Source organism: Micromonospora sp. NPDC023737, assembly GCF_040639715.1.
In the GTDB taxonomy this organism is placed as follows: Bacteria; Actinomycetota; Actinomycetes; order Mycobacteriales; family Micromonosporaceae; genus Micromonospora.
Map to the genome: position 1 here is coordinate 20173 of NZ_JBFAAL010000012.1, position 24565 is coordinate 44737.

Below are 24565 nucleotides of genomic sequence, written 5' to 3' on the forward strand. Positions count from 1 at the left end.
AGGGAAGCGGTGCCGACACTCGCCGGAGGCATCGTTCTTCGTATTCGAGGCGGTCGGCGCAGAGCCTCGCCGCGCGGCCGATCCGGTTTCCGCCGCGCGGCAGAAGATGCCCGCGGTCGGGCTCTCCAGGCGGGCGATGTCCCCACCGGCGGCCGTCCTGCCAGCTTGCGGCGCATCCGACGGCACCACGGGCGCGGACCCCGGCACGGGCTCCTCCGCTTGGTAGGTGGGCGTCCGGTAGGCGTAAATACCGCTGCTACTGCTGGCGCGTCCCATGCCCCTGCCGCCGCAGGCTGGAGCCGGTCGAGCCGGTGACCGCCGGCTGCCTCGCCGTGCGCGATGTCGTCCGTACGGTTGGTGACCCGAGCGCCGACGGCGGCCTTCGGGACGCCGGTCGCTACCAAAACTTCTGTCCGAATGAGCAAAAGTTAGCGACGGATCAGCCGAAGCCCTGGACATCCGGCGCGGAAGACTCCTACTGTGTCGAGCACAACGCATAGACAGTCCGTCGATGTGAAGGATGCCGATGTGGAGGTGAGCCCGGTGCGGACCGACGACCCCCTGCACGTACGCCTCCTGCGCTTGCTTCGCGACGAGGGAGCAGTCTCCCGGGCCGAACTCGGCGACCGGTTGCAGATGCCACGCCCCCGACTCCTGGCCGAACTGGAGCGGCTCGTCAACCTCGGCTACGTCGCCGAGGCCGGGCTGGCGGCGTCCCGCGGGGGCCGTCGGTCCACCCTGGTCGAGCTGAACCCGCGGCTGCGTTTCGCCGCCGTCGACCTCGGCGCCTCGTCGATCGACGTCGAGGTGGTCAACGGGCGGCTCGAACCGGTCGCGGCGTACGGGGAGGCGGCCGACATCCGTTCCGGCCCGAAGGTGATCCTGCAGCGGGTCAACGAGTTGCTGCACAAGGCCAAGGTGGACGGCGCGTACGAGCGGCTGGACGCCGTCGGTGTCGGGGTACCCGGCCCGGTGAGCTTCCGTGACGGGCTACCGGTGTCGCCGCCGATCATGCCCGGGTGGGACCGCTTCCCCGTGCGCGAGCTGCTCACCCGCGAGCACGGCTGCCCCGCCGTGGTCGACAACGACGTCAACATCATGGCCATCGGCGAGCGGCACGGTGGGGTCGCCCACTCGGTCGACGACTTCCTCTTCGTCAAGATCGGTACGGGTATCGGCTGCGGCATCTACCTCAGTGGCGAGGTCTACCGGGGTACTGACGGCTGCGCCGGCGACATCGGGCACATCCAGGTCGACTCGCACGGGCCGATGTGCTCGTGCGGCAACGTCGGCTGCCTGGAGGCGCTCTTCAGCGGTGCCGCGCTGGCCAAGGACGCGGCTGCCGCCGCCCGCAACGGGACCTCGGCCGCGCTGGCCGAGCGGCTGGCCGCCAACGGCACGGTGACCGCCCTCGACGTGGCCGAGGGCGCCGTCGAGGGAGACGTGGCCTGCATCCAGTTGATCCGCGACGGGGGTCGGCGGGTCGGCGGCGTGCTGGCCGGACTGGTGAGCTTCGCCAATCCGTCCATGATCGTGATCGGTGGCGGCCTCGCCCAGCTCGGTCACATCCTGCTCGCCGAGATCCGCAGCGTGGTCTACCGCCGGTCGCTGCCGCTGGCCACCGGCAACCTGCCCGTCGTGCTCTCCGAGCTCGGCCCGCGGGCCGGGGTCGCCGGCGCTGCGGTGCTCGCCAGCGACGTCGCGTTCGGGGAGGCCTCGTGAGCGCGAGGAGTGAGCCGGGTCTGCGAGCCCCGCAGTCGCGAACTGGGGTGGTGCTGTGAGCGCGAGGAGTGTGCCGGGTCTGCGAGCCCCGCAGTCGCGAACTGGGGTGGTGCTGTGAGCGCGAGGAGTGTGCCGGGTCTGCGAGCCCCGCAGTCGCGAACCGGGGTGGTGCTGTGAGCGCGAGGAGTGAGCCGGGTCTGCGAGCCCCGCAGCCATAGGTGGAGTGGGTGTGACCGAGCGGGAGGAGGGCGTGGTGACCGAACGGGAAGCGAGCCCGACGGGCGGCGGTGCGCAGGGCGGGTCCGTGGACGCGCCACTGCTCGAGGCGCCGGCCGACACCGTCGCGGGCGAGGTGGTGCTGCGCCTCACCGACGTGGTCAAGACCTTTCCGGGCGTACGCGCCCTCGACGGCGTGCAGTTGGAGGTCCGCGCGGGCGAGGTGCACTGCCTGCTCGGCCAGAACGGCGCCGGCAAGTCGACTCTGATCAAGGTGCTCTCCGGGGTGCATCAACCCGACTCCGGTCAGGTCGAGTGGCGCGGCGAGCCGGTGACCTTCGCCAATCCGCAGGCCGCCATGCGCGCCGGGATCGCCACGATCTACCAGGAGCTGGATCTCGTCGAGGACCTCTCAGTCGCGGAGAACGCCTTCCTCGGCCACGAGCCGCGCCGGTTCGGCTTCGTGCGCCGTGGTCAGATGGCTCGGCGTACCCGGCAGATCCTCGGTCGGCTCGGTCACGCCGAGATCCCGCCGAACCGGATGGTCCGCTCGTTGCCGGCCGCCGGCAAGCAGGTCGTCAGCATGGCCCGCGCGCTCTCCCACGAGGCGCGACTGATCATCATGGACGAGCCGAGCGCGGTGCTCGCCCATGACGAGGTCGGCAACCTGTTCCGCATCATCCGTGAGCTGACCGCGCAGGGGATCGCCGTCATCTACATCTCGCACCGGTTGGAGGAGATCCGGGAGATCGGTGACCGGGTGACCGTCCTCAAGGACGGCGGGACGACCGCCGCCAACCTGCCGGCTCGCGACACCCCGACCCGTGAGCTGGTCAACCGGATGACCGGCCGCACGATCGAGTACGTCTTCCCGGAGCGTCCGACCGGCACGGGCGCGGCGGAGGCGGACCTGCTCGTGGTGGAGGGGCTCACCCGGGCGGGCGAGTTCGCCGATGTCTCGCTGCGGGTACGGCCCGGTGAGGTCGTCGGTATCGCCGGGCTGGTCGGCTCCGGCCGCTCGGAGCTGCTGGAAACCATCTACGGCGCTCGCCGGGCCGAGGCCGGTACGGTGCGGATGGCCGGCCGAGTGCTGCGCGCGGGCAGCGTCGGCGCGGCGGTACGGGCCGGGATGGGCATGGCGCCGGAGGAGCGGAAGAGCCAGGCGCTGCTGCTCGGCGAACCGATCTACCGCAACGTCACCCTGGCCACCTTCGCCAGGTACGCCCGGGCCGGTTTCACCGACGTGGGGCGCGAGCGCGCGGAGGCGGACCGGATCGCGGACAGCCTGGAGTTGCGCCCGCGCGACGTACGCCGCCCGGTGCGCACCCTCTCCGGTGGCAACCAGCAGAAGGTGGTGGTCGGGCGTTGGCTGCTCGGCGACACGAAGCTGCTGTTGCTGGACGAGCCCACCCGGGGGGTCGACGTCGGCGCGCGGGCGGAGCTCTACCAGGTCATCCGTTCCCTCGCCGAGCAGGGCGTCGGGGTGTTGCTGGTCTCCAGCGAGGTTCCCGAGGTGCTCGGTCTGGCCGACCGGGTGCTGGTGATGCGGGAGGGGCGGGTCGTCCGCGAGGCCCCGGCCGGCGAACTTGACGAGAACACCGTCCTCGACCTCGTCATGGCGGGGTCCCTGATGGAAGGCGCGGCGGCATGAGCGACGTGACCGACACCTCCACCCCGGAGCGGCCGGCGCAACTACCGGCGCAGTCTCCGCCGGTGGACCCGGCGGAGACCGCGGCGGCGGAGCAGCGGGCCGCGGGCCGGCTCTCCTGGTGGCGCGGCGAGGGCGGTGAGGGCGCCCGCCGCAACCTCTGGTTGATCGGCGTGCTGGTGGCGCTGATCGTCATCGGCATCGTCACCCGGCCCGACCTCTACGGGAACTCCAGCTGGGTGTGGAGCAACATCCTCGTCATCCTCAAGCTGGCCTCCGTGGTCGGTGTGGTCAGCGTGGGGATGACCTTCGTCATCATCGGTGGTGGCATCGATCTCTCGGTCGGCGCGATCGTCGCGCTGTCCGGGGTCTGGGCGACCACGGTGGCGACCCAGAGCTACGGCGCCGGCGGCATGATCTTCTGCGCGCTCGCCGTCGGTCTCGGGGTCGGTCTGGTCAACGGACTGCTCATCTCGTACGGCCGGCTGGTGCCGTTCATCGCCACGCTGGCGATGCTGGTGGCCGCCCGCGGCCTGGCCGCCGAGCTGTCCGACAAGCAGACCCAGGTCTCGAACAACACCACCATCAACGACATCGCCAGCACGAACCTGCTCGGGATCCCGCTGCTGGTCTACATCCTCGCCGCGGTGGTGATCGCCGGGTGGGTGCTGCTCAACCGCACCACGTTCGGGCGGCGCACCGTGGCGGTGGGCGGCAACCCGGAGGCGGCCCGGCTGGCCGGCATCGACGTGAAGCGGCACACGCTGCTGCTCTACGCGCTCTCCGGTCTGTGCTGCGGCATCGCCGCGATCATGCTCACCGCCCAGGCCACCTCGGCCCAGGCGGCGATGGCGAACCTCTACGAGCTGGACGCGATCGCCGCTGTGATCATCGGCGGCACGCTGCTCAGCGGCGGGCGGGGCACCATCATCGGTTCCCTGCTCGGGGTGATCATCTTCTCGACGATCACGAACCTCTTCGCGATCAACGGCCTCACCACCGAGGCCCAGAACATGGTCAAGGGCGGCATCATCGTCGCGGCCGTCCTGGTCCAACAGTTGCAGTTCCGCAGCCTCACCCAGTTCCTCGGACGTAACCGACTCACCACCAACTGACCCACCGCAGCACACCCGGTCACCGTGCAGGCGACGGTGACCGGGCCCCGCACACCCTTTTCCCACTCCCACCACCGCGAATTCAGGAGGTCGTCATGACCGAGCACAGTCGCGACCTGTCCCGCCGCCGCCTGCTCTTCGGCGGGGCTGCCGTCGGCGCCGGCGTGCTGCTCGCCGGTTGCACCAGCAACGAGACCGAGCCCATCGCAGCGCAGACCAAGGGCGCCGACGCCGCGGCCAGCGGCAACGCGGCGCCCGGCCAGAAGGTGGTCATCGGCTTCTCCGCCCCGGCCGCCGACCACGGCTGGCTCGCCGCGATCACCACCAACGCCAAGGCCCAGGCCGACGCGTACTCCGATGTGGAGTTCAAGACGGTCGAGGCCGGCGCCGACGCGGCGGCCCAGCGGGCCGCGCTTTCCACGCTGATCTCGCAGAAGCCGAACGTGATCGTGATGCTGCCGCACGACGGCAAGGAGCTCAACGCCGCCGGCCTGGAGGCGATGAAGGCCGGTATCCCGGTGGTGAACCTGGACCGGGCCTTCCCCGACGCGCTGGCCTACCGCCTCCAGATCAAGGGCGACAACTACGGCATGGGTGTGGCCGCCGCCCACTTCATCATCGACCAGCTCAAGGCCAAGGGCGTCAGCAACCCGATCATCGGTGAGATCGCCGGCACCGACTCCCTGGAGCTGACCCAGGAACGCTCCAAGGGCTTCGCCGACACCCTCGCCCAGAACGGGCTGAAGGTGAACAACCGCCGGCCGGCCGAGTTCACCGCCGACTCCGGCCAGCAGGCCGCCACCAGCCTGTTCCAGGCGCTGCCGAAGATCGACGCGATTTGGAACCACGACGACGACCAGGGCATCGGCGTGCTGGCCGCGGTCAACCAGGCCAACCGCAAGGAGTTCTTCATGGTCGGCGGCGCCGGCTCGAAGAAGGCCATGGAGGACATCCAGGCGGACAACACCGTGCTCAAGGCGACCGTCACCTACAGCCCGTCGATGGCGTCCTCGGCCATCTCGCTGGCGCGGCTGATCGCCCAGGGCAAGGGCATGTCCGACCTGGTGGAGCTCCAGGTGCCCAAGGAGATCATCCTCGCCTCCGAGACGATCACGAAGGAGAACGCGAGCAACTACCTCAAGCTCGGGTTCTGACACATTGGGGGGAGACCCACCTTGTCCACTACAGGTAAGCAACTGCGGGTCGGCATGGTCGGCTACGCGTTCATGGGCGCCGCGCACTCGCAGGCGTGGCGCACCGTGAACCGGGTGTACGACCTGCCGGCGCGGGCCCGGATGGCGTTGATCTGCGGCCGGGATTCCGGGAAGGTGGCCGACGCCGCCGACCGGCTCGGTTGGGAGGCGTACACCACCGACTGGCGTGACCTGGTCAACCGGGACGACATCGACGTGGTCGACGTCTGCACCCCGGGCGACAGCCATGCCGAGATCGCACTTGCCGCGTTGGCCGCCGGTAAGCACGTGCTGTGCGAGAAGCCGCTGGCCAACACGGTGCAGGAGGCGAGGGAGATGGCCGCCGCGGCGGCCACGGCCCAGGCCGCCGGCGTGCGGTCGATGTGCGGGTTCAACTACCGCCGGGTACCCGCGGTCACGATGATGCGCCAGCTGGTCGCCGACGGACGGCTCGGAGTGATCCGGCACGTCCGGGCGGTGTACCTGCAGGACTGGATCGTGGACCCGCAGTTCCCGCTGGTCTGGCGGCTGCAGAAGGACAGGGCGGGGTCGGGCGCGCTCGGGGACATCGGTGCGCACATCATCGACCTGACCCAGTACGTGACCGGTCAGCGGATCACGGGGGTGAGCGCGGTGACCGAGACGTTCGTCAAGGAGCGGCCGCTGCCCGCCGGATCGAGCGGCCTGGCGGCCACGGCGAACGGTGCCGACGGTCAGGTCGCCGACGGGGCCGGTCCGGCCAGCGGACCGGTGACCGTGGACGACGCCGCGCTCTTCGTGGCCCGGCTCGACGGCGGCGCGCTCGCCACGTACGAGGCGAGCCGTTTCGCCACCGGCCGCAAGAACGCCCTGCGGGTGGAGATCAACGGCTCGCTGGGCAGCGTGGTGTTCGACCTGGAACGCCTCAACGAGCTGGAGTTCTACGACGCCACGCGGCCCACGGCCGAGCAGGGCTTCAGCCGCATCCTGGTGACCGAGGGTGAGCACCCGTACATGTCGGCCTGGTGGCCGCCGGGGCACATCATCGGCTACGAGCACTCGTTCACGCACCAGATGCGCGACTTCATCGAGGCGATCGCCACCGGCGCCGACCCGGCTCCCTCCTTCGCCGACGCGCTGCAGGTCCAGCTGGTGCTGGACGCGGTGGCCCGCTCGGCGGAGAAGAGTTCGTCGTGGACGGAGGTGGAACCCGCGCTCACCGCGGTGCCCGTCTGACGTCCTCCGGCCCGGCCGGGCACCCTCCGGCCGGGCCGCACGTTCCCGATCCGCCCGCGGTCGCGGCGACGCCGCTCCCGCCTGATGAGTACCTCCGGACCGACCGGCGAGGGCCGGCCGCGGTTGCGCCCCGTGGCCGGGACGAGGTCGAGCCCGGAGGGCGTGCACCGGGCCGGCGCCCGGTGGCACACGCAGGACGGCCGTCCGGTGCGGCCGGACCGGGATTCCCCGGCCGCACCGGAGGACCGCCACGATCCCGACGATCCGGAGGAGCACATGGCACCGTCCACCTCTCGGCAGACCGTCATCGAGCGGTCCCGCCGATCCGGGGTGGACGTCGGCCACTGAGACGTCCGGCCGGGGCGGTGGGCCACCGCCCCGACGCGGATGCGGGGGAGGCAGGGTCGAGACGCCGACCGGCCCTGCCTGCCACCCCGTCCGTCCGCACCCGAACTGGGGTCGGCCGGCGGCGTTGCCGCCGACTTCGACGCCGGACCGTCCCGGCGGACGGACGGACGGGGTCCATCCGTTCAGACCCATAGTTTTCCGAGGCAACTTCTGATATCAATGTAATTCGATACACAACGGTCCTCCTGATCGGGGAAGGGGCGCCATGCGTACGGGTGTCTGGCTGGTGGGAGCACGCGGATCGGTCGCGACCACGAGCATCGTCGGAGGGCTCGCGCTGCGGGCCGGCCTCGCCGGGCCGACCGGCTGCGTCACCGAACTTCCCGAACTGCGCGGGCCCGCCCTTCCCGCCTTCGCCGACCTGGTCTTCGGGGGCCACGACGTGGTGACCACCCCACTGGCCAAGCGCGCCGAGGCGCTGGCCGCCGCCGGTGTGCTGCCCGGCCGGCTGGTCGCCGCGCTCCCGGACGAGCTTGCCGCAGTCGAGGACGAGCTGCGTCCCGCGCCGACCGGCGCCACCCAGGCGGTGCGGGCCGTCGCCGCCGCCCGGGATCTGATCGGCTTCCGCGACCGGCACGAGCTGGACCGGCTGGTCGTGGTCAACGTCTCGGCCACCGAGCCGCCCGCCCACCCCCACCCCGGCCACGCCGACCCGGCCGCGCTGCGCGCCGCGCTGGCCGGCCCGCAGGAGGTGCTGCCCGCCAGCTCCCTCTACGCGTACGCGGCCCTGGAGGCCGGCTGCCCGTACGTCGACTTCACCCCGTCGACCGGGGCACGGCTACCCGCCCTGCACGCGCTGGCCGTCGAGCGCGGACTGCCGTACGCCGGGCACGACGGCAAGACGGGGGAGACCCTGGTGAAGTCGGTGCTCGCCCCGATGTTCGCGATGCGGCACCTGCGGGTGCGCTCCTGGTCCGGGCTGAACCTGCTCGGTGGCGGTGACGGCGCCAACCTGGTCGACCCGGGCGCCAACGCGGCGAAGGTGGAGAGCAAGCAGCGGGTGCTCGGCGAGACGCTGGGCTACGTCCCGCAGGGCGAAACCCGGATCGACTTCGTCGAGGAGCTGGGCGACTTCAAGACCGCTTGGGACCTCATCACGTTCTCCGGCTTCCTCGACACCCGGATGCGGATGGAGTTCACCTGGCACGGCTGCGACTCCGCGCTCGCCGCGCCGCTGGTGCTCGATCTGGCCCGGCTCACCGCGGCCGCGCACGCGGCCGGCGAGGTGGGTCCGCTGACCGAGTTGGCCTTCTTCTTCAAGGACCCGCTCGGCTCGCCGTCCCACTCGCTCACCGAGCAGTGGGTCCGGCTCGTGAACTTCACGCGCAGCCTGCACGCCGGACCGGAGAGCGTCGATGGCCACGCTGGCTGACCTGGTCGAACTGGTCCGCGCGCCGGCCGCCCTGTCGGTTCCCGGGGACGTCGTCGCCGGGGCCGCCGCGGCCGGGATGCTCGATCGGCGTACGCCCGCACTGGCCGGAGCGTCGGTGCTGCTCTACTGGGCCGGAATGGCCGCCAACGACTGGGCGGACCGGCGGTTGGACGCCGTCGAACGGCCGGAACGGCCCATCCCCAGCGGCCGGGTCCGCCCGGGCACGGCGGTCGGCCTCGCGGCGGGCCTCACCACCGCCGGGGTCGCCCTGGCCGCTGCCGCCGGCGGCCGGCGCGCCGCTGCGGTCGCGGTGCCGCTGGCCGTCACCGTCTGGGGCTACGACCTGCGTGCGAAGAACACCCCGGCGGGTCCGGCCGTGATGGCCGCCTGCCGGGGTCTGGACGTGCTGCTCGGCGCGAGCGGCGGCCGGCTGACCCGCGCGCTGCCGGCGGCGCTCACCGTGGCCGCGCACACCTGGACGGTCACGGCGCTCTCCCGCCGGGAGGTCACCGGCGCCGACCCGGCCCTGCCGCTCGGCACGCTGGCCGGCACCGCCGTCGTCGCGGCGGCCGCCGCGCGGGCCGCCCGGCCCACTCCCGGCGGCGACCGTCCCGGCCGCGACCTCTTCGGGCGGGTCGGCGCCGGGAGAGGCGGCGACCCGGACGGGGCGGACCCGGCCGGGCGTGGCCCCGACGCGCGACCCGTCACCTCGTCCGATGCGGACGCCCGGCGCGGCGTTGCCCGCGCCGCCTCGCACCGAACCGACCGGATCCGGGCGCGCCGGAACCCACGGCGCGGTTCCGGGGACGGAAGAGCGGCGGCACTGCGCGGCACGCTGGCCGCCGTGGTGCCGGCGGCGCTCGCTGCCTGGTACGCCGCCGGCTACGGCGCCGCGCAGGCCCGGGTGGTGGCCGAGCCCAGCGCCGGTCGCGTCCGGGCGGCGGTCGGGGCGGGTATCACCGGGCTGCCCGCGCTCCAGGGTGCGCTCACCGCGCGGGGTGGCGCCGGCCTGCTGGGCCTGGCGGTCGCGGCCGCCGCGCCGCTGGGTCGGCGACTGGCCCGGATGGTCTCCCCGACATGAGCGCCGCTATCGATCCGTCAGCCGGCCGGACCGCCTCGGCCGCCCGACCGGGGGGCACGGGTCCGCGTTTCGGGTACGGCACGAACGGCTTCGCGAACCACCGTCTCGACGATGCGCTCGCCGTGCTGGCCGACCTGGGCTACGAGGGGGTCGCGCTCACCCTCGACCACGACCACCTCGACCCGTTCGCGCCGGGGCTGCCCCGCCGGGTGACCGCCCTCCGGCGGCGGCTGGACGCGCTCGGCCTCGGCGTGATGATCGAGACGGGCGCACGCTACCTGCTCGACCCGTGGCACAAGCACGCGCCGACGCTGCTGCACGACGACCCGACCCGCCGCGTGGAGTTCCTGCGCCGGGCCGTGCGGATCGGCGCCGACCTGGGCGCGGAGGCGGTCTCGTTCTGGGCCGGCGTACGTCCCGAGCACATCCCGCCCCGGGCGGCCTGGGACCGGCTGGTCGCCGGCTGCGCGACGGTGGTCGACACCGCCGACCGGGCGGGCGTACGGCTGGGCTTCGAGCCGGAGCCGGGCATGCTGGTCGAGGACATCGCCGGCTGGAGACGGCTGCGCGCCGCGCTCGACGCACCACCCTGCTTCGGCATAACCCTCGACATCGGACACTGCCGCTGCCTGGAGCCGCAGCCGGTGGCCCGCTGCGTCCATGAGGTCGCCGAACACCTCGTCAACGTCCAGATCGACGACATGCGCCGGGGCGTCCACGAGCACCTCGAGTTCGGCGAGGGTGAGATCGACTTTCCGCCGGTGCTGCGGGCGCTGGACGATGCCGGCTACCGCGGTCTCGTCGCCGTGGAACTGCCCCGGCACTCGCACGCCGCTCCCGCCGTCGCCGCCCGCTCACTGGAGTTCCTGCGCGCCGCCGCGGCGTGCGCGGGCATCCTGCCGGACGCGCCGGCACCACCTGCGCGGGTGGCTCAGCCCGCCGTGCCGGCCCAGCCGGACGCCACCGCGCCCCTCCGCTCTGCACCCACCGACGCGTCGCCGACCGGAACGGGCCCGGTGCGTATGTAGGTGCAGAGCAGAGGGGGTCCGAGGCGTACCCACGCCGCTGCTGCGGCCTTCGTCGCGAGCACGTCGCGGTTCCGGCCGCGGCACGGCGCACGGCGATGCGGTCGCGGCGTCGCGACCGGGCCACGGCCAACGGCGCGGCTTCCGGCCGCGGCCGGGGAGGCGACGCTCGGGCACCCACGGCGATACGCGCAGGCTCCGGGATCCGGAGCGGCGCCGAGGGGAGGCACGATGACAGTGGATCATCTCCGGGTGGCCCTGCGGGGCGTACCCGACCCGGACTGGCTGGACGAGGCGCTGCGGCAGGTGGCGGTCGACCCGGCCACGATCACCAGGTTCTTCCCGGCCGCCGGCCGGCGCTGCGGTCGGGCCGCGCTGCCCGACACACCCGGCTGGACCGCTGACGAGGCCGCCCGCGCACTTCTGCTCACCACCCTGCCCGCCGACCACGCCGAATACGCCGACAGCCTCTACCGGCGGGGCGACGCGGCCGAGAAGCGGGCCGTGCTCAAGGCCCTGCCGCTGCTGCCGATCGGCGCGGCGGCGGTACCCCTGCTGCACGACGCGATCCGGACCAACGACACACGGCTGCTCGCCGCCGCACTGGGCCCGTACGCCCGGCACCTCGACGCCGCCGCGTGGCGGCAGGCGGTCCTGAAGTGCGTCTTCACCGGGGTGCCGCTGGCCGCCGTGGCCGACCTCGACGCCCGCGCCGACGGCGAGCTGGCCGTGATGCTCGCCGGTCTCGCCGACGAACGGCACGCCGCCGGGCGGAACATGCCCGCGGACGCCACCGACCTGCTCGGCCGGCTCACCGCCGGCTCCGGCCGACCCACCGCCACGGAGGCGTGATGCGCATCTTCGACCCGCACATCCACATGACCTCGCGCACCACCGACGACTACGAGCGGATGGCCGCGGCCGGAGTGCGAGCGGTGGTGGAGCCGGCGTTCTGGCTCGGGCAGCCGCGTACCAGTCCCGCCTCGTTCACCGACTACTTCGACTCGCTGGTCGGCTGGGAGCCGTTCCGGGCCGGGCAGTTCGGCGTACGGCACTACGCCACCATCGCGCTGAACCCGAAGGAGGTGAACGACCCGCGCTGCCGACCGGTGCTCGACCTGCTGCCGAACTACCTCGAGAAGGACGGCGTGGTGGCGGTCGGGGAGATCGGGTACGACTCGATGACCCCGGAGGAGGACGAGGCGTTCGCCGCGCAGCTCGCGCTCGCCGTGGCGCACGACCTGCCCGCCTTGGTGCACACTCCGCACCGCGACAAGGCCCGCGGCCTGGAACGCAGCCTCGCCGTGGTCCGCGAGTCCGGCATCGAACCCGGCAGGGTGGTGCTCGACCACCTCAACGAGGTCACCGTGAAGCTCGTTCGGGACACCGGCTGCTGGCTCGCCTTCTCCATCTACCCCGACACGAAGATGTCACCGCCCCGCATGGTGGAGATCCTGCGGGAACACGGCACCGAGCGGATGCTGGTCAACTCGGCCGCGGACTGGGGCCGTTCGGACCCGCTGCTCACCCGGGCCACCGCCGAGGCGATGCTGGCGGCCGGGTTCACCGCCGACGACGTCGACCAGGTGCTGTGGCGCAACCCGGTGGAGTTCTACGGCCAGTCCAAGCGGCTCGACCTGACCGACGTAGAAGTCACCGACCTCGACCCGCCGCCCGCGACCTTCGCCGGCAACTCGATCCTGCGCGGAGGCAGCTGATGCGGCTGCGGCACGCGTCCGGCGAACTCGTGCACCTCGGCTACTGCACCAACGTGCATCCGGCCGAGGACCTCGCCGGCATCATCGCGCAACTGGACACCTACGCCGTCCCGGTCCGGCAGCAGCTCGGCTCCGACCTGCTCGGGCTCGGGCTCTGGCTGGCCGCCCCGGTCGCCGCGGCGCTGGCCGCCGAGCCGGCGGCCCGCCTCCGGCTGCGTGCCGAGCTGACCGCCCGGGGCCTGGAGGTGGTCACCCTCAACGGCTTCCCGTACGCGGCCTTCCAGGCCCCGGTGGTCAAGGGCGACGTCTACCACCCGGACTGGACCACGCCGGACCGGCTCGCCTACACGCTGGACCTGGCCCGGATCCTCGCCGACCTGCTTCCCGACGACGCGGCCCGCGGCTCCATCTCCACCCTGCCGCTGGCGTGGCGGTCGCCGTGGGACGCCGGACGCGCCGCGACGGCCCGTACCCGGCTGGACCAGCTCGCCGCCGGGCTGGCCGAGGTGGAGCGGGACACCGGCCGACGAATCCGGGTCGGGTTCGAGCCGGAACCCGGCTGTCTGGTGGAGAGCACGAGACAATCCGCGGCGATGCTGTCCGCGATGGACACCGATCGACTCGGCGTGTGCGTCGACCTCGCGCACCTCGCGTGCGCCTGGGAGGAGCCGGCCGAGGCGCTGACCAGGCTGCGCGCGGCCGGCCTGCCCGTGGTGAAGGTGCAGGTCTCGGCCGCCTTGGAGGCGGCCGACCCGGTCGGCTCCGCCGAGGCGCTCCGACGTTGGGTCGAGCCGCGCTTCCTGCACCAGACCCGGGCCGCCGGCTGCGCGGGCGGCGACGACCCGGCCGATCCGGCGTACGCGGCGGACGACCTCGACGCCGCGCTCGACGCGCGGCTGCCCGGGCGGTGGCGGGTGCACTACCACGTGCCGTTGCACGCGCCGCCCGAGGCGCCGTTGGAGTCCACCGTCCCGGTGTTGCGCGCCGCGTTGACCGAGCTGTTCAGCGGTCCGGACGCGGGCTGCGACCACCTCGACGTCGAGACGTACACCTGGGGGGTGCTGCCGGAGGCGCGGCGCCCCCGCACCGACGCGGAGCTGGCCTCGGGGATCGCCGCCGAGCTCGCCTTCGCCCGGGCCGAGCTGACCGCGCTCGGCCTCGCGCCCGTCGGCCCGGCGGGCGTGCCAGATCAGGGAGCGCCGCGCAGCGGCGTCGAGCGGAGCGAGGTGCCGGCATGAGTCGTCGTCTGGTGGTGCTGGACGTGGTCGGGCTGACCCCCCGGTTGCTGGCGCACATGCCGCGCCTGCGGGCGGTCGCCGAGCGTGGCTTCCAGGCCGAACTCGGCACCGTGCTGCCGGCGGTGACCTGCTCGGTGCAGTCCACGTTCCTCACCGGGGAGCCGCCCGCCGGGCACGGCATCGTGGGCAACGGGTGGTACTTCCGGGACCTCGGCGACGTGTTGCTCTGGCGGCAGCACAACGCCCTCGTCGGCGGGGAGAAGCTCTGGCAGGCGGCCCGGCGGGTCGAGCCCGGCTACACCGTGGCCAACGTCTGCTGGTGGTACGCGATGGGTGCGGACGTCGACTGGACGGTCACCCCCCGGCCGATCTACCACGCCGACGGGCGTAAGGACCCGGACTGCTACACCGACCCGCCGCAGCTGCACGAGGCGCTCACCGGGCGGCTCGGCACCTTCCCGCTCTTCAGCTACTGGGGTCCGGGCGCCGGGCTGGCCTCCTCCGCCTGGATCTGCCGGGCGGCCGAGCAGATCCTCGCCGACCAGGCGCCGGACCTGACCCTGGTCTACGTGCCGCACCTCGACTACGACCTGCAACGGCACGGCGCCTCCTCGCCCCGGGCCGCGGCCGCCGCGGCCGAGTTGGACGTGGTGCTCGGCCCGCTGCTCGACGCCGCCGCGGCCCGGGACGCGACAGTGGTGGTGCTGTCGGAGTACGGCATCACCGACGTGTCCCGCCCGGTCGACGTCAACCGGCTGCTGCGTGCCGAGGGGCTGCTACGGGTGCACACCCAGGCCGGCATGGAGTACCTGGATCCGTGGACGTCCCGGGCGTTCGCGGTCGCCGACCACCAGGTCGCACACGTCTACGTGCGGGACCCGGCGGACGTACCGGCGGTGGCGAAGCTCTGCGCCGGCCTGCCCGGGGTGGCCGAGGTGTTGGACGCCGACGGCAAGGCCGCATACGGGCTGGACCATGAGCGGGCCGGCGAGCTGGTGCTCGTGGCGGAGCCGGATGCCTGGTTCACCTACTACTACTGGCTGGACGACGACCGGGCGCCGGACTTCGCCCGGCTCGTGGAGATCCACCGCAAGCCCGGGTACGACCCGGCCGAGCTCTTCTTCGACCCGGCCGCTCCCGCGGCGGCCAAGCGTCGGGCAGCGGTGGCGCTGGCCCGGAAGAAGCTCGGCATGCGTTACCTGATGAGTGTGGTCGGGCTGGACGCGGGAGCGCGGGCGGTACGTGGTTCGCACGGACGGCTGCCCGCCGACCCGGCGGACGGGCCGGTGCTGCTCTGCTCGGACCCGGCCGCGGCCCGGGAGCGTCTCGCGGCGACCGACGTGAAGTCGCTGCTGCTGGAGCTCGCCGGGCTTGGCGCGGCCACGAAGGAGGACACCCGGTGACGGTCACGGTTGCGCCGACCGACGCGAGCGGCCTGCGGGCGCGCTTCGACGCCGAGCTGGCCGCGTTCCTCGACCGTCAGGGGCCGGACTGGCCGGACGGCGCGCCGCGCGGCGTGTTCACCGCGTTGCAGCGGTTCGTGCTGGCCGGTGGGAAGCGGCTGCGCCCGCTCTTCTGCTACTGGGGCTGGCGCGGTGCCGGTGGTGCGGACGGGGCGCCCATCGTGGTGGCCTCGGCCGCCCTGGAGCTGTTCCACGCGTTCGCCCTGATCCACGACGACATCCTCGACGGCAGTGACCGCCGCCGGGGTGAGCCGTCGGTGCACCGGCTCTTCGCCGACCTGCACGCGCGTTCGTCGTGGCGGGGCGACCCGGAGGCGTACGGGCGGAACACGGCGCTGCTCTGCGGGGACCTCTGCGCCGCCTGGTCGGATCAGATGTTCCACGAGTGCGGCCTGCCCACCGAGCAGGTGCACCGGGGGTACGCCATGTTCGCCCTGATGCGTACGGAGGTGATCGCGGGGGAGTACCTGGACCTCGTCTCCGGGGTCGGGGACGGCTCGGTGGCCAGCGCGCTGACCGTGATCCGGATGAAGGCCGCCCGTTACACGGTCACCCGGCCGTTGCAGATCGGCGCGGCACTGGCCGGTGGATCGCCGGAGCTGATCGAGGGGTTCGCCGAGTTCGGCGATCCGTTGGGCGACGCGTTCCAGCTCCGCGACGACGTGCTCGGCGTCTTCGGCGACCCGGCGGTCACCGGCAAGTCGATCCTGGACGACCTGCGCGAGGGCAAGCCGACGGTGATGATGGCGCTGGCCCGCAGCGCCGCCGACCGGACGCAGACGGCCCGGCTGCGCGAACTCTTCGGCAACCCGGAGCTGGACGCCGACGGCGCGGCCGAGCTGCGCACGATCATCGAGGCGACCGGCGCGCGGATCCGGATCGAGCAGATGATCCGGGTACGTACCGAGCAGGCGCTGGCGGCGCTCGAGTGCGCGCCGGTGGACGACGCCACCCGTACGGCGCTGGTCGGCCTCGCCGAGCAGGCGATCGAACGGCGCTCCTGACCGGCCTCTTCCCGCGACTTTCGACCGGTGGAGCGAAAGTCCGGCTCGGCCTGGCAGAAGGTATAGACACATTCAAGTTCATAACTTAATGTCGTGGCCAATACCACCACTGTTTCGTCGAGGTGAACCGGCGGCGCGGTAACCCATCGACTGGTGACCTCCGCGCGGGTGGCTCCAGCGTCGGAGTGCTCACGGCCGGCCGGATCGGCACACCGGCGGGCCCCACCGCAACCCCCGCTACGGCCCCGGCGCGTCGGCGCGCGCCCCGCCTGGCAGCCAATCGTCAGGAAGGGACAGCCCCACGATGTCCAAACCGGACAGAAAACACCACCGACCTCGACGTCGACTCACCGCCTGTTCGGCCCTGCTGCTGGTCGTCGGGGCCGGCACGGTGTCCCTCGCCGCAGGCCCCACCGCCCTCGGCGGCCCCACCCCGGCTCAGGCCCACCCGATCAACGCCACCGACTTCCAGCAGGTCGAGCTCGCCCGCGGCGTCGCCGAGCTGGGCGAGCCGATGTCGTTGGCCGTGCTGCCGGACCGCTCGGTGCTGCACACCGCGCGCAACGGCACGCTGCGGCGCACCGACGCGAACGGCACCACCACCGTGGCCGGCACCATCCCCGTCTACACCCACGACGAGGAAGGCCTGCAGGGCGTCGGAGTGGACCCGAACTTCGCCAGCAACCGGCACATCTTCCTCTACTACGCGCCGCCGCTCTCCACTCCGGCCGGCGACGCACCGGCCACCGGCACCGACTTCTCCGCCTGGCAGGGCGTCAACCGGCTGTCCCGCTTCACCTTGAACGCCGACTTCACCCTCAACCAGGCCAGCAGGGTCGACGTGCTCGACGTGCCCGCCGACCGGGGCCTCTGCTGCCACGTCGGCGGCGACATCGACTTCGACGCCGCCGGGAACCTCTACCTCTCCACCGGGGACGACACCAACCCGTTCGACTCCGCCGGGTACGCCCCGATCGACGAACGCACCAACCGCAATCCCGGGTTCGACGCGCAACGCAGCGCCGGAAACACCAACGACCTGCGTGGCAAGATCCTCCGGATCAAGGTGAACGCGAACGGGACCTACTCGACACCGTCCGGGAACCTCTTCGCGCCCGGTACGTCGGGCACCCGTCCCGAGATCTACGCGATGGGCTTCCGGAACCCGTTCCGGATGAGCGTGGACAAGGCCACCGGCATCGTCTACGTGGGCGACTACGGGCCGGACGCCGGCTCGACCAGCGCCACCCGCGGCCCGTCGGGTCAGGTCGAGTTCAACCGGGTCACCGGGCCGGGCAACTACGGCTGGCCGTACTGCACCGGCACCAACACCAGCACCGAGACGTACAACGAGTGGAACTTCGCCACCAACGCCACCGGCCCGAAGTTCAACTGCGCCGGCGGCCCGACGAACAACTCGTTCCGCAACACCGGTCGGCCCACCCTGCCGCCGGCGCAGCCCGCCTGGATCCGCTACGGCGGTGACGCGGGCAGCCCGTCCGAGTTCGGTGGCGGCTCGGAGTCTCCGATGGGTGGTCCGGTCTACCGGTACAACGCCGCCAACCCCTCGACCACGAAGTTCCCGCAGTCCTTCGACGGTCAGTTCTTCGCCACCGAGTTCGGCCGTGGCTGGATCAAGCCGATCCACGTCAACGCGGACGGCTCCCGGGGCACCATCGACGCCTTCCCGTGGACCGGCAAGCAGGTGATGGACTCGGCCTTCGGCCCGGACGGCGCGTACTACGTCCTCGACTACGGCACCGGCTACTTCAACGGGGACGCGAACTCGGCGCTCTACCGCTTCGACTACATCGGCGGCGGCAACCGGGCGCCCACGGCCCGGGCGGCAGCCGACAAGACCTCCGGCGCCGCCCCGCTGACCGTGACGTTCTCCTCGGCGGGTTCGTCGGACCCCGACGGCGGGGCGCTGACGTACCAGTGGGCGTTCGGCGACGGCACCACCTCCACGGCGGCCAACCCGACGAAGACCTACACCGCCAACGGCACGTACACGGCCACCCTTACCGTGCGTGACCCACAGGGTGCCACCGGCAGCGCGAACGTGGTGATCAACGTCGGCAACACCGCGCCCACGGTGACCATCACCAACCCCGGGAACGGCAAGCTCTTCTCCTTCGGGGATTCGGTGCCGTTCAGCATCACCGTCACCGACCCGGAGGACGGCACGATCGACTGCACCAAGGTCAAGATGACCTACGTGCTCGGCCACGACCAGCACGGGCACCAGATCACCTCGCAGAACGGCTGCTCCGGCACCATCGCGATCCCGGTCGACGGTGAGCACGACTACGCGGCGAACATCTTCGCGATCTTCGACGCCGAGTACACCGACGCGGGCGGCCTCACCACCCACACCCAGCACACCCTCCAACCCCGGCACCGCCAGGCCGAGCACTTCAAGACCTCGTCGGGGATCAACACCTTCGACAAGGCCGCGGCCGAGGGTGGCAAGACCGTCGGCGACATCCACAACGGCGACTGGATCGCCTTCGAGCCCTACCAGGTCGGCAACGTGACCTCGTTCACCGCCCGGGTCTCGTCGGCCGGCGCCGGCGGCACCCTCCAGCTGCGGACCGGCTCGGCCACCGGCACCGTCATCGGGTCGGCCACCGTGCCCGTGACCGGCGGCTGGGAGACCTTCACCACGGTCACCGGCACGGTCACCAACCCGCCCACCGGCACCACGACGCTCTACCTGACGTTCGCCGGGTCGGGCACCGGGGCGCTCTACGACGTGGACACCTTCACCCTGAACACCGGCGGCGGTACGTCCGGCACGGGCCCGATTCGGGGTCTGGCGAGCAAGTGTCTGGATGTGCGTGGTGCGGCGACGGCGGATGGTACGCAGGTTCAGCTGTATTCGTGTAATGGGAGTGCGGCGCAGGTGTGGACGGTGACCGCGAATTCGACGATCCGGGCGTTGGGTAAGTGTCTGGATGTGTCGGGTGGTGGGTCTGCCGACGGGACGAAGATCCAGTTGTGGACGTGTAACGGTACGGGTGCGCAGAACTGGTCGGCGCAGGCTGACGGGACGTTGCGTAATCCGCAGTCGGGTAAGTGTCTGGACGTGTCGGGTAACAACTCGGCGGACAGCACGCCTGTGCATTTGTGGACCTGCACAGGTGCGGCGAATCAGAAGTGGATCCTGCCCTGAGTTGAGGCGGAAGGGCCCCTTGTCGACGCATATCGTGGGGGAGGGGCCCCTCCTGACCAGTCTGAGGAGAGCTGAGATGCGCAGACTTCTGCGATCCGTCCTCGGTGGGGCCACCGCTGCCCTCGCCGTCATCGCCTGCACCAGCCCGGCAACCCCGGCCAGCGCGGCCGACGCCCCGTACGACGTGCTGGTCTTCTCCAAGACCGCCGGCTTCCGGCACGACTCGATCGCGGTCGGCACCCAGGCCATCCGCGACCTCGGCGCGGCGAACAACTTCACGGTCACCGCGACCGAGGACGCCGCCGCCTTCACCACCGGCAACCTCGCCCAGTACGAGGTGGTGGTCTTCCTCAACACCACCGGTGACGTGCTCAACGCCAGTCAGCAGACCGCCTTCGAGTCCTACATCGGCTCGGGTCGCGGCTACGTCGGGGTGCACGCGGCCGCCGACACCGAGTACGGCTGGTCCTTCTACGGCAACCTGGTCGGCGCGTACTTCGCCTCGCACCCGGCCATCCAGCAGGCCAACGTCAAGGTGGAGAACCGGGCGCACGCGGCGAGCGCGCATCTGCCGCAGACCTGGACCCGCACCGACGAGTGGTACAACTACCAGACCAACGCCCGCTCCACGGCCCGGGTGCTGACCACCCTCGACGAGTCGTCCTACTCGGGCGGCGGGATGGGCGCCGACCACCCGCACTCCTGGTGCAAGACGTACAACGGCGGCCGCGCCTTCTACACCGGCGGCGGCCACACGCAGGCGTCGTACGCCGAGCCCGCGTTCCGCGCCCACCTGCTCGGCGGCATCCGGTACGCGGCCGGCCGGACGAAGGCCGACTGCCGTCCCGAGACCGGCTACACCGCCCTCTACAACGGCTCGACCACCGGCTGGTCGCAGGCCGGGCCGGGCAACTTCACCAACGCGGACGCCACCCTCACCTCGGTCGGTGGCATGGGCCTGTCCTGGTACAGCGCCAAGCAGTTCACCAACTACTCGCTGAAGCTGGACTGGCGGATGGCCGGCGACGACAACTCCGGTGTCTTCATCGGCTTCCCACCGTCGAGCGACCCCTGGTCAGCGGTGGACAACGGGTACGAGGTGCAGATCGACGCCACCGACGCGGCCGACCGCACCACCGGGGCGGTCTACACCTTCAAATCCGCTGACCTCGCGGCCCGCGACGCGGCACTGAACCCGCCGGGGGAGTGGAACACCTACGAACTGCTCGTCGAGGGAGAGCGGCTCCAGGTCTTCCTCAACGGCACGAAGATCAACGATTTCACGAACACCGACCCGGCCCGCTCGCTCGCCGGGCACATCGGCCTGCAGAACCACGGCACCGGCGACGACGTCTCGTTCCGCAACGTCCGGATCAAGGAGCTCGGGGGTACGCCCCCGCCGGGCGGGAACGCCACCGTCCAGGCGGAGGCGTTCAGCTCGGCCGGCGGGGTCAGCGCGTTCAGCAAGCCCGGCGCGAACGGCGGCCAGACGCTCGGCTACATCGACCCGGGCGACTGGGCGGCGTACAACGGCGTCGACCTGACCGGCGTCACCTCGTTCCGGGCCCGGGTCGTCTCCGGCGGCCCGGGCGGCACCATCCAGGTCCGTACGGGTTCGACCACCGGCCCGGTGCTCGGCTCGGTGGCGGTGCCGAACACCGGCAGTTGGACCACGTTCGCCGACGTGACGACGACGCTCTCCGGTGTGCCGTCGGGCGCGCAGAACCTCTACCTGACCTTCACCGGGTCCGGTGGCGGCCTGTTCGACGTGGACGAGTTCACGCTGGTGAAGGGGACCGGTGGCGGTACGCCGGGGGTGGGTCCGGTTCGGGGGCTGGCCGGTAAGTGCCTGGACGTGCGGGGCGGCGCCACGGCCGACGGCACCCAGATCCAGCTCTACACCTGCAACGGCAGCGCCGCGCAGAGCTGGACGGTGACCGCGAATTCGACGATCCGGGCGTTGGGTAAGTGTCTGGACGTGTCGGGTGGTGGGTCTGCCGACGGGACGAAGATCCAGTTGTGGACGTGTAACGGTACGGGTGCGCAGAACTGGTCGGCGCAGGCTGACGGGACGTTGCGTAATCCGCAGTCGGGTAAGTGTCTGGACGTGTCGGGTAACAACTCGGCGGACAGCACGCCTGTGCATTTGTGGACCTGCACAGGTGCGGCGAACCAGCGGTGGATTCTGCCCTGACCCTTGCCCTGCCCCGAGGCTGTCGTGAGGTGTGGTCGGGCGGGCGCGGTGGCCGGCGCCGTGGGCGGTGGCGTGGAGCCGGCCCGACGCCGACAGGTCACCGCCGCCCGTCGCACCTCCGCTGGATCGTGATGACTCAGAGGCATATTCATGCCTCTGAGTCATCACGATCCAGCCGGGTCGTCCCACCCGGATCACGACACGCCGGCACCAGGTGCGCCCGCACCGAAGGGCCCCGGGAAGCTTGCCGCCGGCCGCTGCCCGTCGCCTCCGCCCGCTGCCGGTCGCCGCTCACAGGTGGGGCTTCCGTGGCGGTGGCGGCGGCCATAGAGTGGGGGCGGCGATCGTGGAGGTGGCCGGCGACCCGGCGGGAGGCGCAACCCGGCGGGTCCAGGTGCGTACGCGTACCCGTCGGCATCGCCGCGCTCGCCGGGCACCCCCGGTCACCCTCGCCCCGGTCCGCAGGTACGGAATCCCCATCACCACAGGGGAGAGAAGGACAATGGCGCGACCAATCACGCTCTTCACCGGCCAGTGGGCCGATCTTCCGTTCGACGAAGTGTGCCGGCTCGCCTCCGAGTGGGGGTACGACGGTCTCGAGATCGCCTGCTGGGGCGACCACTTCGAGGTCGACAAGGCGCTGGCCGACGACTCGTACGTCGAGCGCAAGAAGGAGACCCTCGCCAAGCACAACCTGAAGGTCTACACGATCTCCAACCACCTGGTCGGCCAGGCCGTGTGCGACCACCCCATCGACGAGCGGCACCAGGACATCCTGCCCGCACGGATCTGGGGCGACGGTGAGCCCGAGGGGGTACGCCGGCGCGCCGCCGAGGAGATCAAGGACACCGCACGGGCGGCGGCGAAGCTCGGCGTCAAGACCGTCGTCGGCTTCACCGGCTCGTCGATCTGGCACACGCTGGCGATGTTCCCGCCGGTGCCGCCGTCGATGATCGAGCGCGGCTACCAGGACTTCGCCGACCGGTGGAACCCGATTCTCGACGTCTTCGACGAGGTGGGCGTGCGCTTCGCGCACGAGGTGCACCCCAGCGAGATCGCGTACGACTACTGGACGACGAAGCGGGCCTTGGAGGCGATCGGCCATCGGCCGGCGTTCGGGCTCAACTGGGATCCGTCGCACTTCGTCTGGCAGGAGCTCGACCCGGTCAACTTCATCTTCGACTTCGCCGACCGGATCTACCACGTCGACTGCAAGGACGCGAAGGTGCGCACCGGTGACGGCCGGCGTGGCCGGCTCGCCTCGCACCTGCCGTGGGCGGACCTGCGCCGCGGCTGGGACTTCGTCTCCACCGGTCACGGCGACGTGCCCTGGGAGGACTGCTTCCGGGCGTTGAACGCGATCGGCTACGACGGGCCGATCTCGATCGAGTGGGAGGACGCGGGCATGGACCGGCTCGTGGGTGCGCCGGAGGCGCTCCAGTTCGTCCGCCGGCTCGCCTTCGACGCGCCCGACGCCGCGTTCGACGCGGCGTTCAGCAGCAAGGACTGACCCGCCGGGGCCAGGGGAGACAACCCGTCGCTCCCGGCCAGCCGGCGGCGGGAGACGAACGGTCGTACGGGCCCGTGGGCCCGGTCCAGCAGCTACCGGGGGCCGCATCCGTGCACGGATGCGGCCCCCGGCGTTCACATGTCGGGTCGGTCAGCCCCGCAGACCCGACATGTGCTGGTAGCTGATCTCCGCGTACCGCAGCGAGCGGCCCGGGTCGGTGGCGCCACCCGGCGCGTTGTCCTGCTCCCACATCGGGTTGTGGTAACCCTTCGCGCCCATGTTGGCGAAGAAGTTGCCGTAGTCGATGTCGCCCTCGCCGAGCGGCACCATCGCGTAGCCGGCCGCGCTGGCCGGGTCGTAGGTGCCGTCCTTGGCGTGGAACAGCGGGAACCGGATGGTCTGCGCGGCGACCACGGCCAGCGGGTCGAAGATGCTGGTCTGGGTCACCCCGTCGGGGTCGGTGTAGCTGCGGAACCGGTGCTGGGCCACGTGCGCCCAGTAGATGTCCATCTCGAACCAGACCCACTCCGGGTTGGTCCGCGCGATGAAGTACTCCAGCTTTCGGACGCCGGAGGACCGGGTCGGGCGACCCTGGGCGTCCAGCGGCCCGCTGTCGCGCAGGAAGTCGTACGCCGCGTCGTGGTTGTGCGTGTACAGCTTGAGCCCACGGGCGGCGGCCATCTCGCCGAAGGTGTTCCACCGGTCGACGGCGGCGTCCCAGTCGGCCTTGTAGTTGCTGCCGGTCGGGTCGCTACCCGTGCCGATGTGGGTCATGCCGAGGATCTCGGCGGTGTCGAGGGTCTGCTCGAACTGGGCGATGGTGGTCGGGTTGACGGTGCCGGGGACGGAGGCGTGCGAGCCGTTGGCGCGCAGCCCGTTGTCGTCGAGGATCTTGCGAATCTCCTCCGGCGTGATCTGCCGGCCGAGGATCGAGGTGTGCTGGGTGTAGCCGGCGAACTCGACCTCCTTGTAGCCGATCTCGGCGAGTCGGGCGAGCACCCGCTCGAAACCGTACGGCACACCCGTGGCGTCCGGGGCCGCGCTGATCCGGTCCCGGACGCTGTAGAGGATGATGCCGCGCTTGCCGGTCGGGACGAGCAGGCCGTTGCCGGCGACGGCCGGGGTGCCCAGGCCGGTGGCGCCGACGGCGGCCGCGCCGGCGACGCCGGCCAGGGCGCCGAGCATCCGGCGACGACTCATTCCGTGCTGACTGTTCATCTGCTGCTGCCTCTCTCGGTGCTGGTTTCCGGTGTTGCGGACGGTGGGCG

Annotated in this window: 18 protein-coding genes; 17 read left to right on the top strand and 1 reads right to left on the bottom strand. The window is 71.9% G+C overall.

Annotated features, from left to right (window positions below):
* The first annotated feature begins 543 nt into the window (after positions 1-543).
* From AB0F98_RS22965 to AB0F98_RS23045, 17 genes are all read left to right on the top strand, one after another.
* Complete coding sequence (locus AB0F98_RS22965) at positions 544-1722, top strand: ROK family protein (protein ID WP_076473482.1); 1179 nt, start codon at positions 544-546, stop codon at positions 1720-1722.
* A 352-nt stretch (positions 1723-2074) separates the two neighbouring features.
* Entirely contained in the window at positions 2075-3589 is a 1515-nt protein-coding gene (locus tag AB0F98_RS22970; RefSeq protein WP_357738978.1) for a sugar ABC transporter ATP-binding protein, read from the top strand.
* Positions 3586-4701, top strand: coding sequence for an ABC transporter permease (locus AB0F98_RS22975; RefSeq protein WP_357738500.1), 1116 nt, complete (start codon positions 3586-3588; stop codon positions 4699-4701). The genes AB0F98_RS22970 and AB0F98_RS22975 overlap by 4 nt, the downstream gene beginning before the upstream one ends.
* A gap of 95 nt (positions 4702-4796) precedes the next feature.
* A complete protein-coding gene (locus AB0F98_RS22980) occupies positions 4797-5855 on the top strand; it encodes a substrate-binding domain-containing protein (RefSeq protein WP_357738503.1) in 1059 nt (352 codons plus the stop codon).
* Positions 5856-5909: 54 nt separating this feature from the next.
* The gene (locus AB0F98_RS22985) at positions 5910-7109 is read left to right on the top strand and encodes a Gfo/Idh/MocA family oxidoreductase (RefSeq protein WP_357738981.1); all 1200 of its coding nucleotides are present in this window, start codon (positions 5910-5912) and stop codon (positions 7107-7109) included.
* A gap of 84 nt (positions 7110-7193) precedes the next feature.
* Positions 7194-7457, top strand: a complete 264-nt coding sequence (locus tag AB0F98_RS22990; RefSeq protein ID WP_357738506.1) for a hypothetical protein — start codon at positions 7194-7196, stop codon at positions 7455-7457.
* A 265-nt stretch (positions 7458-7722) separates the two neighbouring features.
* Entirely contained in the window at positions 7723-8889 is a 1167-nt protein-coding gene (locus AB0F98_RS22995) for an inositol-3-phosphate synthase (RefSeq protein WP_357738509.1), read from the top strand.
* The gene (locus AB0F98_RS23000) at positions 8873-9970 is read left to right on the top strand and encodes an SCO3242 family prenyltransferase (protein ID WP_357738512.1); all 1098 of its coding nucleotides are present in this window, start codon (positions 8873-8875) and stop codon (positions 9968-9970) included. The genes AB0F98_RS22995 and AB0F98_RS23000 overlap by 17 nt, the downstream gene beginning before the upstream one ends.
* Positions 9967-10998, top strand: a complete 1032-nt coding sequence (locus tag AB0F98_RS23005) for a sugar phosphate isomerase/epimerase family protein (protein ID WP_357738515.1) — start codon at positions 9967-9969, stop codon at positions 10996-10998. The genes AB0F98_RS23000 and AB0F98_RS23005 overlap by 4 nt, the downstream gene beginning before the upstream one ends.
* A 228-nt stretch (positions 10999-11226) precedes the next feature.
* Entirely contained in the window at positions 11227-11847 is a 621-nt protein-coding gene (locus AB0F98_RS23010) for an EboA domain-containing protein (protein ID WP_357738518.1), read from the top strand.
* Positions 11847-12713 carry a TatD family hydrolase gene (locus AB0F98_RS23015; RefSeq protein WP_357738521.1) on the top strand — a complete coding sequence of 289 codons (867 nt, stop codon included), beginning with the start codon at positions 11847-11849 and terminating at the stop codon, positions 12711-12713. Before AB0F98_RS23010 ends, AB0F98_RS23015 begins: the two co-directional genes overlap by 1 nt.
* Entirely contained in the window at positions 12713-13951 is a 1239-nt protein-coding gene (gene eboE, locus AB0F98_RS23020; RefSeq protein WP_357738524.1) for a metabolite traffic protein EboE, read from the top strand. Before AB0F98_RS23015 ends, eboE begins: the two co-directional genes overlap by 1 nt.
* Positions 13948-15354, top strand: coding sequence for a nucleotide pyrophosphatase/phosphodiesterase family protein (locus tag AB0F98_RS23025; protein WP_357738527.1), 1407 nt, complete (start codon positions 13948-13950; stop codon positions 15352-15354). Before eboE ends, AB0F98_RS23025 begins: the two co-directional genes overlap by 4 nt.
* Entirely contained in the window at positions 15351-16418 is a 1068-nt protein-coding gene (locus AB0F98_RS23030) for a polyprenyl synthetase family protein (protein ID WP_357738530.1), read from the top strand. Before AB0F98_RS23025 ends, AB0F98_RS23030 begins: the two co-directional genes overlap by 4 nt.
* A 304-nt stretch (positions 16419-16722) precedes the next feature.
* Positions 16723-19593: a ricin-type beta-trefoil lectin domain protein gene (locus AB0F98_RS23035; RefSeq protein WP_357738533.1), complete on the top strand. Its 2871-nt coding sequence runs from the start codon at positions 16723-16725 to the stop codon at positions 19591-19593.
* Between the two features lie 76 nt (positions 19594-19669).
* On the top strand, positions 19670-21787 hold the full coding sequence (locus AB0F98_RS23040) for a lectin (RefSeq protein WP_357738536.1): 2118 nt from the start codon (positions 19670-19672) through the stop codon (positions 21785-21787).
* A 502-nt stretch (positions 21788-22289) separates the two neighbouring features.
* Positions 22290-23297, top strand: coding sequence for a sugar phosphate isomerase/epimerase family protein (locus tag AB0F98_RS23045; protein WP_357738539.1), 1008 nt, complete (start codon positions 22290-22292; stop codon positions 23295-23297).
* Between the two features lie 150 nt (positions 23298-23447).
* Here AB0F98_RS23045 and AB0F98_RS23050 read toward each other — a convergent pair whose 3' ends face one another.
* Positions 23448-24515 carry a sugar phosphate isomerase/epimerase family protein gene (locus tag AB0F98_RS23050; RefSeq protein WP_357738543.1) on the bottom strand — a complete coding sequence of 356 codons (1068 nt, stop codon included), beginning with the start codon at positions 24513-24515 and terminating at the stop codon, positions 23448-23450.
* Positions 24516-24565 lie beyond the last annotated feature (50 nt).

What these genes read in the sequence shown, in the direction of transcription:
- AB0F98_RS22975 (WP_357738500.1), top strand. Translation starts at nt 3,586, where the DNA reads ATGAGCGACGTGACCGACACCTCCACCCCGGAGCGGCCGGCGCAACTA.
- AB0F98_RS22980 (WP_357738503.1), top strand. Translation starts at nt 4,797, where the DNA reads ATGACCGAGCACAGTCGCGACCTGTCCCGCCGCCGCCTGCTCTTCGGC.
- AB0F98_RS23005 (WP_357738515.1), top strand. Translation starts at nt 9,967, where the DNA reads ATGAGCGCCGCTATCGATCCGTCAGCCGGCCGGACCGCCTCGGCCGCC.
- AB0F98_RS23045 (WP_357738539.1), top strand. Translation starts at nt 22,290, where the DNA reads ATGGCGCGACCAATCACGCTCTTCACCGGCCAGTGGGCCGATCTTCCG.
- AB0F98_RS23000 (WP_357738512.1), top strand. Translation starts at nt 8,873, where the DNA reads ATGGCCACGCTGGCTGACCTGGTCGAACTGGTCCGCGCGCCGGCCGCC.
- eboE (WP_357738524.1), top strand. Translation starts at nt 12,713, where the DNA reads ATGCGGCTGCGGCACGCGTCCGGCGAACTCGTGCACCTCGGCTACTGC.
- AB0F98_RS22985 (WP_357738981.1), top strand. Translation starts at nt 5,910, where the DNA reads ATGGTCGGCTACGCGTTCATGGGCGCCGCGCACTCGCAGGCGTGGCGC.
- AB0F98_RS23010 (WP_357738518.1), top strand. Translation starts at nt 11,227, where the DNA reads ATGACAGTGGATCATCTCCGGGTGGCCCTGCGGGGCGTACCCGACCCG.
- AB0F98_RS22990 (WP_357738506.1), top strand. Translation starts at nt 7,194, where the DNA reads ATGAGTACCTCCGGACCGACCGGCGAGGGCCGGCCGCGGTTGCGCCCC.
- AB0F98_RS23035 (WP_357738533.1), top strand. Translation starts at nt 16,723, where the DNA reads ATGTCCAAACCGGACAGAAAACACCACCGACCTCGACGTCGACTCACC.
- AB0F98_RS22995 (WP_357738509.1), top strand. Translation starts at nt 7,723, where the DNA reads ATGCGTACGGGTGTCTGGCTGGTGGGAGCACGCGGATCGGTCGCGACC.
- AB0F98_RS23015 (WP_357738521.1), top strand. Translation starts at nt 11,847, where the DNA reads ATGCGCATCTTCGACCCGCACATCCACATGACCTCGCGCACCACCGAC.
- AB0F98_RS23040 (WP_357738536.1), top strand. Translation starts at nt 19,670, where the DNA reads ATGCGCAGACTTCTGCGATCCGTCCTCGGTGGGGCCACCGCTGCCCTC.
- AB0F98_RS23050 (WP_357738543.1), bottom strand. Translation starts at nt 24,515, where the DNA reads ATGAACAGTCAGCACGGAATGAGTCGTCGCCGGATGCTCGGCGCCCTG.
- AB0F98_RS23025 (WP_357738527.1), top strand. Translation starts at nt 13,948, where the DNA reads ATGAGTCGTCGTCTGGTGGTGCTGGACGTGGTCGGGCTGACCCCCCGG.